9 protein-coding genes are annotated in these 12882 nt (G+C 41.9%); 4 read left to right on the top strand and 5 right to left on the bottom strand.

Annotation, left to right across the window (positions count from 1 at the left end; all coding sequences use genetic code 11):
* Positions 1 to 15: 15 nt before the first annotated feature.
* Entirely contained in the window at positions 16 to 3900 is a 3885-nt protein-coding gene (purL, locus tag PAUR_RS03875; RefSeq protein WP_192506503.1) for a phosphoribosylformylglycinamidine synthase, read from the bottom strand.
* 244 nt (positions 3901 to 4144) lie between these two features.
* Between purL and mltF the strand changes: the two genes are divergently transcribed.
* Together mltF and PAUR_RS03865 are read left to right on the top strand one after the other, a co-directional pair.
* Positions 4145 to 5494 carry a membrane-bound lytic murein transglycosylase MltF gene (gene mltF, locus PAUR_RS03870; RefSeq protein ID WP_404821669.1) on the top strand — a complete coding sequence of 450 codons (1350 nt, stop codon included), beginning with the start codon at positions 4145 to 4147 and terminating at the stop codon, positions 5492 to 5494.
* Between the two features lie 93 nt (positions 5495 to 5587).
* The gene (locus tag PAUR_RS03865) at positions 5588 to 5746 is read left to right on the top strand and encodes a hypothetical protein (protein ID WP_192506501.1); all 159 of its coding nucleotides are present in this window, start codon (positions 5588 to 5590) and stop codon (positions 5744 to 5746) included.
* Here the strand turns inward: PAUR_RS03865 and tadA are convergent.
* Complete coding sequence (tadA, locus tag PAUR_RS03860) at positions 5737 to 6240, bottom strand: tRNA adenosine(34) deaminase TadA (RefSeq protein ID WP_192506500.1); 504 nt, start codon at positions 6238 to 6240, stop codon at positions 5737 to 5739. The two genes, PAUR_RS03865 and tadA, sit on opposite strands and share 10 nt — an antisense overlap.
* Positions 6241 to 6397: 157 nt before the next feature.
* Here tadA and PAUR_RS03855 point away from each other — a divergent pair, with 157 nt between their 5' ends.
* Positions 6398 to 7702, top strand: coding sequence for an inosine/guanosine kinase (locus tag PAUR_RS03855; RefSeq protein ID WP_192506499.1), 1305 nt, complete (start codon positions 6398 to 6400; stop codon positions 7700 to 7702).
* Between the two features lie 29 nt (positions 7703 to 7731).
* Here the strand turns inward: PAUR_RS03855 and glsB are convergent, their stop codons facing one another.
* Together glsB and hpf are read right to left on the bottom strand one after the other, a co-directional pair.
* Positions 7732 to 8649, bottom strand: a complete 918-nt coding sequence (gene glsB / locus PAUR_RS03850; protein WP_192506498.1) for a glutaminase B — start codon at positions 8647 to 8649, stop codon at positions 7732 to 7734.
* 94 nt (positions 8650 to 8743) lie between these two features.
* Positions 8744 to 9100 carry a ribosome hibernation-promoting factor, HPF/YfiA family gene (hpf, locus tag PAUR_RS03845; RefSeq protein WP_192506497.1) on the bottom strand — a complete coding sequence of 119 codons (357 nt, stop codon included), beginning with the start codon at positions 9098 to 9100 and terminating at the stop codon, positions 8744 to 8746.
* Positions 9101 to 9653: 553 nt separating this feature from the next.
* On the opposite strand from hpf, the gene PAUR_RS03840 reads away from it, so the two are divergent.
* Entirely contained in the window at positions 9654 to 10769 is a 1116-nt protein-coding gene (locus tag PAUR_RS03840; protein ID WP_192506496.1) for a response regulator, read from the top strand.
* 18 nt (positions 10770 to 10787) lie between these two features.
* Here the strand turns inward: PAUR_RS03840 and PAUR_RS03835 are convergent, their stop codons facing one another.
* Positions 10788 to 12749: a winged helix-turn-helix domain-containing protein gene (locus PAUR_RS03835; RefSeq protein WP_192506495.1), complete on the bottom strand. Its 1962-nt coding sequence runs from the start codon at positions 12747 to 12749 to the stop codon at positions 10788 to 10790.
* Positions 12750 to 12882 lie beyond the last annotated feature (133 nt).

Raw genomic sequence — 12882 nt, 5'->3', positions numbered from 1 at the left:
TTGTACTAAGTTAACTTAGCCAACATGCTTACGTGCATTGCGGAACATGCGCATCCATGGGCTGTCTTCTTTCCACTCATCTGGGTGCCATGAGTTTGCCACAGCGCGGAATACACGCTCTGGGTGAGGCATCATCACAGTAGCACGACCGTCAGTCGAGGTAATACCGGTAATACCTTCAACAGATCCATTCGGGTTATTTGGATATTGCGTGGTTGGGTTACCGTAGTTATCAACAAACTTCAATGCCACAGTACCAGAGTTAATGGCAGTATCTACCGCACTCTGATTTGCAAATTCAGCATGGCCTTCACCATGAGAAACCGCGATAGGCATACGAGAACCCGCCATCCCTTTAAAGAACACTGACGGGCTTTCTTGCACTTCAACTAAGCTAAAGCGGGCTTCAAAGCGCTCTGACTTGTTAGTAACAAAACGTGGCCAGTGCTCAGTGCCAGGGATCAGTTCTTTCACCGTTGACAACATCTGACAACCATTGCACACACCTAAGCTGAATGTATCTTCACGGTGGAAGAAGGTTTGGAACTGCTCGCGCGCCATATCATTGAACAAAATAGATTTCGCCCAACCTTCACCGGCACCCAATACATCACCGTATGAGAAACCACCACATGCCACTAAGCCTTTGAACTGCTCAAGTGTTAAACGGCCTTCTAAAATGTCACTCATGTGCACGTCAACAGCTGCAAATCCAGCACGGTTAAACGCAGCAGCCATTTCAATATGTGAGTTAACCCCTTGCTCACGCAAGATTGCCATTTGTGGTTTTGCACCGGTTGCAATATAAGGCGCTGCAATGTCTTCGTTTAAATCGAAGCTTAACTTCACGTTTAGACCTGGGTCTTTGGCGTCAAATTTAGCATCAAATTCTTGCTTAGCACACTCCGGGTTATCACGAAGTGCCTGCATTTGATAGGTCGTTTCAGCCCAAATAGTACGAAGTTCAGTACGTGTATTACTCAGTACCGCTTTACCTGCGCGGTTAAATACCACCGTGTCTTCGCTATTTAATGAGCCGATTTCATGGCTGATAGCTGTTAAACCGTGTGCAGCAAGTACACCGTGTACTGCGCTCAAGTCGCTGTTACGCACTTGAATAACACCACCAAGCTCTTCATTATAAAGTGCTTCAATGTCGCTACCGACCAAGCCATCTAGGTTCACTGTCACACCGGTGTGACCCGCAAATGCCATTTCCGTCACTGTAGTAAATAAACCACCGTCTGAACGGTCATGATAAGCAAGTAGCTTTTCATCAGCCACTAACGCCTGCATCGCGTTGTAGAAACCTTTTAACAATTCAGGGCTATCCACATCTGGCGTTTTATCACCTAGCTGCTTATAAACTTGTGCCAAACTTGATGCACCCATGCGGTTTTGACCCGCACCTAAATCCAATAAGATAAGTGATGTTTCACCTTTATCTGTGCGTAATTGCGGCGTTACTGTTTTACGAATGTCTTCAACACGACCAAATGCCGTAATGATCAATGACAGCGGTGAAGTAACTGACTTTTCTTCACCATTCTCATCCCATTTGGTTTTCATCGACATAGAGTCTTTACCAACCGGAATCGTTAAGCCTAATGCAGGGCACAGCTCTTCACCCACGGCTTTAACCGCTTCATACAGACCCGCATCTTCACCAGGGTGACCGGCCGCCGCCATCCAGTTAGCTGATAACTTGATGTTCTCTAAGCTGCCAATGTTTGTTCCTGCGATGTTAGTCAGTGACTCAGCTACTGCTAAGCGTGCTGATGCACCATAGTTAAGTAATGCCGCAGGCGTACGTTCACCCAATGACATTGCTTCACCGTGATACGTATCATACGTTGCCGCAGTGACCGCACAGTTTGCAACTGGTACTTGCCATGGGCCAACCATCTGATCACGTGCTACTAAGCCCGTTACCGTGCGGTCACCAATGGTGATCAAGAAGGTTTTCTCTGCAATCGCTGGTAAACGCAATAAACGTTTTGCAGCTTCTTCTACATCGATGTTAGCAGTTTCAAGGGCACTGCCTTCAACCTGTTGAGAAGTCACATCACGGTGCATTTTAGGCGCTTTACCTAACAATACATCCAGTGGTAAATCCACTGGGTTGTTGTCAAAGTGACTATCTGCAACGGTTAAATGACGCTCTTCAGTTGCTTCACCAATCACCGCATATTGTGCACGTTCACGCTTACAAATGGCTTCAAAACGGTCAAAATCTTCAACACCTACCGCTAAAACATAACGCTCTTGAGATTCGTTACACCAGATTTCGTGTGGTGCCATACCTGGCTCATCGTTTGGAATATTACGTAGTTGGAATTTACCACCACGGCCACCATCATCCACCAATTCAGGGAAAGCATTTGACAGACCACCCGCGCCCACATCATGGATAAAGGCAATAGGGTTTTCATCTCCAAGCTGCCAACATTTATCGATAACTTCCTGACAACGACGTTCCATTTCAGGATTTTCGCGCTGTACCGAAGCAAAGTCTAAGTCTTCGTTAGACTGGCCCGATGCCATTGATGATGCGGCACCGCCACCTAAGCCGATGTTCATAGCAGGGCCACCCAGTGCAATCAGCTTTGCACCAACTGGAATTTCACCTTTTTGGACGTGATCAGTACGAATATTACCTAATCCACCGGCCAACATAATTGGTTTGTGGTAACCACGTACTTCTTCGCCATTGTGGCTGGTGACTTTTTCTTCGTAAGTACGGAAATAACCCAGTAGATTTGGGCGACCAAACTCGTTGTTAAATGCCGCGCCACCCAGAGGCCCTTCAGTCATAATGTCTAATGCGTTAACAATACGCCCAGGCTTACCAAAGTCGCTTTCCCAAGGTTGTTCAAAGCCCGGAATACGCAAGTTAGATACGGTAAAGCCCACTAAACCCGCTTTTGGTTTAGAACCACGGCCGGTTGCGCCTTCGTCACGAATTTCACCACCAGAGCCTGTTGAAGCACCAGAGAAAGGCGCTATAGCGGTTGGGTGGTTGTGAGTTTCAACTTTCATCAAGATTTCAATATTCTCTTGATTATAAGTGTACTCACCCTCTTTATTTGGGAAGAAACGACCTGCTTTAGAACCCTTCATAACTGCGGCATTGTCTTTATATGCCGACAATACGTTTTCTGGGTTATTTTCAAAGGTGTTCTTAATCATTTTAAACAATGATTTAGGTTGTTCAGCACCGTCGATTGTCCAATCTGCATTGAAAATCTTATGACGACAGTGCTCAGAGTTTGCTTGCGCAAACATAAATAATTCGATGTCGTTCGGGTTACGCCCTAACTTTTGGAAGTTTTCTACCAAATAGTCAATTTCATCATCTGCCAATGCAAAACCTTGCTCTACGTTTGCTGTCGCTAACGCTTCACGGCCACCGCCTAAAATATCAACCGATGACATTGGGCTAGGTTCATCAACACTAAATAACTTACCAGCACTTTCAAGCTCAGAATGCACGGCTTCAGTCATGCGGTCGTGTAATAGTGCCGCCGTTGCTGATAATTGCTCAGCGGATAACTCGCCTTCAACATAATACGCAATACCACGCTCAACACGGTGTACTTGGCTTAAGCCACAGTTGTTTGCAATATCGGTTGCTTTTGACGCCCAAGGTGAAATCGTGCCTGGACGAGGTGTAACCAAAATTAACTGACCCGCTGGCTCATGCTCAGCGATTGTCGGACCATACTCCAACAGCTTGTTTAACTTAACCAATTCGGCTTCAGATAGTTCACTTGTTAAATCAGCAAAATGCATGAATTCAGCATAAATACCTGTGATAGGTAAGTTCGCGTCAGCGCAGCTTTTAAGGATTTTTTGAACTCTAAAATCAGACAGTGCAGGTGCACCACGTAAGATCAACATAGGTATTTTCATCCGGGGTTAGGGATTGAACGATATTTTGGGTCGCCATTATAGTAGAAATAGCGGTTAGGTTTAACCCAAAATTGTCAAAACTCGTAAAAAATCCGTGCCCTCATTTGCACTGCCACGCAAAATCTGTGTTTGTTGTATACAAAACAAGGTACTGGGAGTTTTGCTTTCAGTCGGTAATTTCGATAACGTAGTGCACAGAACCTCGCTAAAAGGCCATAAAATGCAGCAATTAATGACGTATCTAACGATTGTCATAGTACTGGCAATTGCTGGCTGTGATAAAACACCTCCCAATCAATTAGAAAGAATTAAAGAACAGCAAGTAATTAAAGTTGGCACTTTGGTGGGTCCAAGTAACTACTTTCAATCGCAACAAGGTGAACAAGGCTTTGAATATGAGCTTAGTCATCAATTTGCGCAATACTTAGGCGTTGAGTTACAAATAGTGCCTTTTTTCAGTCTGTCTGAGTTATTTGCTCGCTTAGACAAAGGCGATTTGGATTTAGCCGCATCAGGGCTGAGTTACCATCCACAACGCGCTTACCGCTTTGGTCCAACCTACCGAGAAGTAAGCCAGAAACTCGTTTATAAACAGGGCCGTACTCGACCTCGCAGTTTTGCCGATATTGACGAACCGATTGTGGTACTCAATGATTCTAACCATGCCTTATCTCTTGAGCAGGCACAATACGAATACCCTAGCTTAGAATGGCAAACAACCTCCCATCTCGATGAAGAAGAGCTGCTACAAGGCGTGATAGATGAAGAAATTCAGTTTACCATTGCCGACTCTCATACCCTTGCTCTGTTTCGACGTTACCATCCCAATATCAGCATTGGCTTTTCCGTTACGCATTCAGATCAAGTCGCGTGGGTACTAAGAAACGATAGCGATGACTCGCTCTATGCACTGCTATTGCCATTTTTTAATACCGTTGCACACGACAAAACCCTCTACACCTTAGAAGAAAAGTATTTTGGTCATGTTAATGAATTTAATTATGTGAATACTCTGTCATTCGTTAAAGCCACCCGTAAAACATTACCAAAATACCGTGCTTGGTTTGAACAATACGCCGGCCCGCTTGATTGGCGCTTACTTGCCGCTTTAAGCTATCAAGAGTCTATGTGGAATCCGCGTGCTAAGTCCCCTACCGGTGTGCGAGGCATAATGATGCTCACCCAGCCAACAGCCAAGCAAGTGGGTGTCACAAACCGCCTTAAACCTGAGCAAAATATTCGGGGAGGCGCTAAATATTTACAAAAATTATTGAAACGAATTCCGAAAAGCATCGGTCAACCTGATAGGACTTGGTTTGCATTGGCGTCATACAATGTTGGTTGGGGGCATGTCAACGATGCGAGGAAAATTACCAAACAGCAAAAGGGTGATCCAGACCGCTGGGCAGAGGTAAAAAAACGACTACCCCTTCTAATCAAAAAACGCTACTATCGAAAGACCAGATATGGATATGCGCGTGGCGATGTTGCCGTTCAGTATGTTAACAACATCCGTCGATATTACGACGCGCTGATATGGTTAGATGAAAACGGAGCGCTTGATACAAAAGCTGGCAAATAAAATGCATCTTTTCGATGCGAGTGTCATGCTATTGCAATACATCCCTGCAATTCTGCCATATGTGTTTTTTCTCTCACAAATAAGGAGGTGCCGATGCTTAGAAGACGTCGAACTCACCAATTTAAACGAAACACCCAACATTCTCAGGCGAATCGCCGCCGGGTTATTATGAAAAATAACCACAAGAAAGTGTTATTGCGTCGTAAACTATTTGCGCAACAACAAATGGAAGAAATTGCGGCTCAGCCTTGAGTCGCTTGCTTTGCTTTTTTAGCCGCTTTAATCTCTTTTCTACGACGTTTAAAAAAGTTTGACAGTTTTTCTGCACACAACTCTGCAAGTACGCCCTGCGTTACCTCTACTTGGTGATTCAATTTAGGTTCATTAACGATATTCATCACTGACCCCGCTGCACCTGTTTTAGCATCCGGCGCGCCAAATACTAAGCGTTTTAAACGACTGTGTACGAGTAAGCCCGCACACATAGGGCAAGGCTCTAACGTGACATATAAAGTACAGTCAACCAAACGATAATTTTCGAGTACTTTACCAGCTTCCCTAACGGCTTGCATTTCTGCATGTGCTGATGGGTCATGCTGGCAAATAGACTGATTCCACCCTGTCGCAATTAATTGATTGTCTTTTACAATAAGTGCGCCCACTGGTATCTCATTTTGCTGCTCAGCTTGATCAGCATAAGCCAACGCCTGTGCCATCCAATATTGATCTTGCTCTAATTCCGTCATGAATTTTATGTCGTGCTACTATTAATAAGGATTCGTCAAGAGCAAATATACCACATATTATTGCTAAAATTACCAAAATGACGTGGCTCAACACGGCACACTTACGCTATAATTCGCCGCTTTTTTTATTTCTTGAGCTCAAACACACGGGTATAACATGAAATTTCCGGGACGCCGTAGGCATAAACACTATTTTCCAGTGGAAGAAAAAGACCCTCTAATAAACCAATTGGGCAATGACGACAGATTAAAACGCAGCTATATATGTGGCATTGACCAAATTGTCGTAGATATTGAAGCCAAAGTAGATCAAGCCTTTCTTGATGAATTTGGCCTGCAGCGTGGTATGTCGCAAGTGATAGCCAGTGATATTACCAATGCGTTATACGAGCGTTTAAAGCGCGAAGATATGGTTGATTACGAGTTTGCTGGTGGCACCATTGGTAATACCATGCACAATTACTCAGTGCTTGCAGATGATCGCTCAGTATTACTTGGCGTGATGAGTGAAAATATCAATATAGGTAGCTACGCTTATAAGTTTTTATGTAATACATCTAGCCGTGTTGACCTTGATCATTTACAGCCTGTTGATGGCCCTATTGGTCGTTGCTTTACATTGATTGATGACAGTGGCGAACGCACATTTGCTATCAGCGCTGGATTAATGAACTATCTGCGTCCTGAATCTATTTCACAAAGCTTGATCCAAGACGCGTCAGCCTTGGTGATTAGCGCATATTTAATGCGTACCACTGGTGATGAAACAATGACGCAAGCAACCATGCAAGCGGTTGAATATGCGAACCAAGCTGGTGTACCTGTGGTATTAACTTTAGGCACTAAGTTCTTAATCGAACAAGATCCTAGTTGGTGGGCTGAATTTGTCGCTAAGCATGTCGATATTTTAGCAATGAATGAAGAGGAAGGTGAAGCGATTACAGGCTTCTCGGATCCGCTACTTGCTGCCGATAAAGCGCTTGATTGGGTTGATTTGGTTATCTGTACAGCAGGGCCCAAAGGCTTATTTATGGCGGGTTATGTTGAAGACAGCGTAAAACGTGAAACTGAATACCCTTTATTACCAGGTGCTATTCCTGAATTTAACCAATACGAATTCTCACGTGCGATGCGTAAAGCGGATTGCCCAAACCCAATTCGTGCTTATAGTCATACAGCACCTTATATGGGTGGCCCAGATACCATTAAAAATACCAATGGGGCTGGTGATTGTGCGCTAGCGGCCGTTTTACATGATTTATCTGCGAACGAGTATCACAAATTGAATGTGCCAAACTCGGCAAAGCATGAACAAGCAGCCATCACTTACTCGTCTCTTGCACAAATTAGTAAATACGCTAACCGAGCAAGCTATGAAGTATTGGTACAGCACTCTCCACGCCTTTCTCGTGGATTACCTGAACGTGAAGATTCACTGGAAACTTCTTACTGGGATAAATGATACCCAGTAAGAAAAACACTGAGCTCAAGTTAAAAAATAGCCGTGCCGAGTTCTTCACTTAAGAATTCGAGTGCGGCAATACCTGCCACAGAATTGCCAACCTTATCAAGTCCAGGTGACCATACGGCCACCGTAAATTGATTCGGCAACACCGCAATAATACCGCCCGCTACGCCTGACTTACCCGGCATACCAACACGATACGCAAAATCTCCCGCAGCATCATACAAACCACTGGTAAATAATAACGAGTTTAATTGCTTCGTTTGCTTAGCTGTCAATAACTGTTGTTTACTGTGTTGGCAATAACCTTGGTTTGATAAGTATGAAAAGGTCTTAGCCAGCTCCACACAGTCTAGTTCAATCGCACAATAATTAAAATAAGACCACAACACTTCTTCTACGTCATTGTTAAAGTTACCGAATGACTTCATCAAATAAGCCATCGCCGCATTTCTATACCGATGCTCAAATTCAGACTGTGCAACTCGTTTATTTATTTTAACTTTGTCATTGCCTGATTGTGCGCGATAATGCTCTAACATTGTATGAATTGGCGCACCTAAGCGAGAATATAGGGCGTCGCACGTCACGATTGCCCCAGCATTAATAAATGGATTTCTTGGTAAGCCATTTTCGAACTCTAATTGAGTCAGTGAATTAAAAGCGGTACCTGAAGGCTCTTTTCCCACACGCTGCCATAACTCATCACCGTAGCGTTGTAGTGCCATAGTTAAGGTCATTACTTTTGATACAGACTGCACTGTAAAACGTGCGTCAATATCACCGGCACTGAAGCTTTGACCATCATTGGTTTGAATTGCAATTGAGAACTGCCCTAAGCTTTGCTCTGCAAGTGCAGGTATATAGTCGGCGACAGTGCCTTGATATAGTAAGGGCTTTATATGATCAATGACTCGATCTAATACTGCTTGATAATCAGCCATAGTTTTTATTAAAAAGTGAAAAGAAGCCGAGTCTAACATAAAAAAAGGGCCTATCTAGGCCCTATTCATCTTAAATGTCGAGATTTATCTCAGCTTAACGTAATTCCATTTCCTGGATGATTTCGTGTGCTATTTCCGGTGTTGTGCTAACAGGCTTTGCATGTAAATTGGCTTTTAACTGACCTTTACGATGTTTAAGTGCGGCATCTAATTTTTTTGCTGCACTTGCGATCGCTGGGTACATTACTTCATTCTCACCTTTTACTGAAATACTCACACCTGAATAGGTAGTTGTAATTTCAGTGTAAAACTTTTTATGCTCGTTACTGATAATTATGTCAATCGACAACAGTGAAGGAAAGTGACTCGCTATTTTGGCAAACTTTTCTTGGACGTGGCTTTTCACTGAATCAGTAACATCTACGTGGTGGCCTGAAAGATTAATTTTCATAGGGTATCCTTTTTTTTGCTTACCTCACTAATAGTATTGAGGCCATTCTCAGAATACTCAAGATCAAAATGTAAGATATTTTTAATAAATTGCAAACTCATGACTTAGGTCATAGTTCAATGTTACACCTTATTAATGAAAATCATTCGGTTAGTTCGAAATACGCAACATTCAATCATCACTGGTATATGACGCCTCGATTGCTGCACTCCCTAATCAATCGATAATTAGCACCTCAAACACTTATTACTTCACCTCAGGTTTGGATAAGGGTTTTGGAATAGAAAATGTTTTGTAAACAAACTTACGTACAATCCAATAATGATATTTTGTGCAAAATCAAGGCGCTTTTATGCAGTAACAGCGGGCTATTACAAATGAAAGCAACGCCGAGAGTGAGAAAAATAGCTTTATTGGGCAAATTCGCTTATCCAGAGCTGAGGTTACTTATATAAATACAATTAAAATTACCTGCACGGGTGATAAAGTTTCATTTATCCTTGTTTGCACTATATTGAATAAATCTGTGACCTTCATACATTAGGACAAGCCTGTGACAACACCACGAATTCTAATTATTGACGATGAAGATTTCTACCGCACGTTATTACAAAAAACCTTTGCTCATTTCACGGTAGATGTTGCATGCTCAGGTGAGCAAGGTGTAGAACGTGCACAAACTTTTAAACCTGACTTAATTCTGCTTGATGTGGTTATGACTGGGATTTCTGGGTTTGAAGTATGTACGCAACTTAGAAATATGCAGGTCATGCAAACAACACCCATCGTATTTATTTCTAGTCTCACTTCCGTTGATGGCCATATCAAAGCTTACGAAATAGGCGCCAACGATTTCATCTCTAAAACAGTACATCCAGATGAAATAAAAATTAAAGTTGAAGCCATTCTTACGGCTGAACAGCAACACTATGAAGCACTCGATACCATTGACGAAACGGAGTCTCTGTTACTTGATTTACAAAAACAAAACGCCTACATGAAGGCCATTAGCTTATTTATGCAGGCTAGCCATTATTGTGCTGATATGAAAAGTCTAACACAAGTATTACTCAATACTGTGCACTCATTAAACCTCAATGGTGTGATTCACTTTAAACAGACTAAAAACACCGTTAGCTCATCCAATCACGTTGCCAAATTAGAAAAAGAACTACTGAGCCACCACAAAGATCTGGACCATATTCATAAGCTTGCTCAAGGGGCGGTTATTTTTAATTGGCAATCAGTGGTGTTTTTAGCTAAGAATGTTGGTGAACAATTAGATGTAATTGCACACCTCATGGATGCACTTGAAATGGCCATTACGCATATAATGCGTCAAGCCAGCTTGGTCGCGCAGATCCTATCAATTGAAACCCATAACAAAGCCATTTTAGACAGTATTCAGAGCTCGGTTAATAATTCGAAAAGCCACTTAAAGTCTCAGCTTTTTGAGTCTGGGTTGGTGTCTCAGTTTGATTTACAAGATGAAAGTGACTTAGATAAACTCATTACAGACTCTGGTGATGATCTTTACCAACTCATTCACAACTTTAATGGTAATGCCGAGAAGGTAACCACCTTATTAGGTACCTTAAAAAAACCACCACACGAACTACGCTTTCTCTTTAAAGAAAACCCTCAAGATTCTAACAATGTACTGTTTTAAAAGCACCAATGGTTTAACTCACGACGCTGGTACTGCTATACCGACCTGAGCTAAACGCGCTTGACGCCATTGTAACCAGCTAAGATTAGCATTCGACTCAATAAAAACGCGATACTCTGACACTTCTAAGTTGTGCGTCGTATTTGCAAGCTCTAATAATAATAGGGCACTATTTAAACTGAGCCACAGTGTATGTTGTGTACGGCTAAAATTAAACGCATCTTGCGCTGACAATATTGCCTGAGGAGCATCGCCATTTGCTTGATGATATTGTGCATCTAAGTAAGCCTTTAACGCAGGTTTTTTAACTTGAACAATCACTGCTTTTGCTGCACTAAAGTCATTTTTTCTTAGATATAGCTTACTTAAGGCTTCAACAGCACTAAAAAAAACCCATTCATTGTCTGGTGTAACCGGCATTCGTAATACTTCATGAAAAAAGTGCTGTTTCTCCTCAGTAGTCGATGCAAATAAAGCAAAGTGGTAAAAGGGCAGCATATAGTGAGAACCATCTAGTTCATATTCTGCCAATAACGTTTTGGCTTGATAAAGATGATCATAACTGGCTTTGTCAAAGCCAAATTTACGCGCCTTAATTGACAACAACGTATATGCACGAATTTCCTGTACCGGTTTTCTTGCTAAACGCGCTAAGCTGGCTGCTGCATATAAATACGCTTTGACTTTGTCATAGTCACGATTGTCATGAGCCAAATCAGCAAGTGATTTATTCACCTCACTTTGCAAACCATATAGCAAAGTGTCTGAGAATAGCGTATTCGCCTGCTCATAGAGTGCCAGTGCCAGCGCTTGCTTGCCTTTTGCGGCAAATAACGCACCTTTTAGCCACTTGCCATAAGCATAATACAAGGCATGTTGTCGTTCCGTACTTAATGTTAAAAGCTGCTCTATGTAACCATCAGCAGCATCGAACTTGTCTTCATCGATAAACCGTTCAGCTAGTTTTTGTAGCACACTTAAGTTTAGTGGGAACTGGCCATTTAATAACACTAACTCTGCTGAAACATTCGCACTTTGCTGCTGAATAAAATAACGAGAGTTACTCAATATACGCATTTGTTCGATGACTTTACCACTCAACTCTGTCATATCTTGCGCGTATAAATAACTGACCCATTGCCGTTCATAACCTTGTATTAAAAGCTCAAACATATAAGGCTGAAATAGCTTAGTGGCTTCATTATAATTCTCATACAGTGTGCCCGAAAACAAAAGCGCCGTGTTATCCTTTTGCAGTGTATGATAAGTCATGTAAGGCGAGTTAAAAAACTGCCCTTCATTCACATGTTCTAGTTTATTGCTCGGTATATTAAATTCACTACTCAGTAATTGATTTAATTGCTCAGTTTCTTGAGCCAATTTTTTATTGCTTTGTAAAGTAAGTGGTAAAAATACACTATCAAACTGAGAATCAACAAAATGCTTGCCATTAAATACGCTACTTGCTGAAATATATATAATGAAAAATAAACTAATACAAAGTATAACCCCAGCATAAACAAACGAGTTATAAGAACGCTTCTTATAACTCGCACATTTATGTTCGCCACTTAAAGATGTTGCGTTGCTTAACTTAACTGATAATGGCTCTATTTTGTTCGTTGCAGGTCTTACGCTGGTTAATTCACTAGACGCAGACTCTGGTTCCGTTATTGAATGTACATTGCCTATATCTTCTAAAGGAATATTCCATTGATACCCTTTCTTTGGAAAGGTTCTAATGGCACTTTCACCCAGTAATGCACGTAACTGGCTGATGTTTTGAAATATGACTTGTTCTGACACCACTTTGTGTTGCCATACTGCTGCCAATATTTCCTCTTTACTAAACACCCTTGCTGGCTCACTAATAAGTAAAGTAAGTAACTGTATTTGGGTATGGTTCAATGAAACAAACTGCTGTTCTTGGGAAAGTAAACCTTGCTCTACATCAAATTGAAAGTTTAAAAAATTAATCATTATTATTTTATAGCAACTGTCATTAGTTGATAGATTAATCTTTAAATGAGTATTTGCAAACCAAAATAATCCAACGTTCGCTTTGCTGCAAAATAAATAGATTGAATTTCAAACAACAAGTACGTCCTTATAC

The organism is Pseudoalteromonas aurantia 208 (assembly GCF_014858725.1).
Taxonomy (GTDB): domain Bacteria; phylum Pseudomonadota; class Gammaproteobacteria; order Enterobacterales; family Alteromonadaceae; genus Pseudoalteromonas; species Pseudoalteromonas aurantia.
This window is presented reverse-complemented; position numbering and strand designations above follow the sequence as displayed.